The following is a 425-nucleotide window of genomic DNA, read 5'->3' as shown; positions in this document are numbered from 1 at the left end:
GATGGTATTAAACGTACTGCAAGTGCAGGTATCATTCAAGGTAGAGGAGATGGTTATTTTGACCCAAACACACCTATTACAAGAGAAGAATCAGCAATTATTGTAAACAAGGCTTTACAGTATAAAGGTATATGGGGACCAGTTGTAAACCTACCATTCTCAGACAAAGACCAAATTAGCTATAAAGAAGACGTACAAAGATTGTATGGCCTAGGTATTGTAAGAGGTAAGGGTGACAATCAATACGACCCTAAAGGAACAACAACTCGTGGTGAAACAGCAACATTTATTCTAAATATGCTACAAGTAATTGAAAATGGTAGTGTTGAAAAGGTAATTGGAACGGCTCAAATTAATGGTATTGGGGTAAATGTTCGAAGCGGATCAGGTACAAACTATTCTATTGTTAGAAAGACAAGTAAAGG

General features: G+C 36.7%; 1 protein-coding gene. It reads left to right on the top strand.

All coding sequences use genetic code 11. The features are described from left to right. The coding region (locus OXT04_RS29625) for an S-layer homology domain-containing protein (RefSeq protein WP_267418945.1) at positions 1-425 on the top strand (425 nt) is incomplete at both ends.

Origin of the sequence: Bacillus sp. GC_Bacil_1 (assembly GCF_026540675.1) — a bacterium.
GTDB classification, from domain to species: Bacteria; Bacillota; Bacilli; order Bacillales; family Bacillaceae_G; genus Bacillus_A; species Bacillus_A cereus.
Note: the sequence above shows the minus strand (reverse complement) of the source record. Positions and strands in the feature narration are given on the sequence as shown.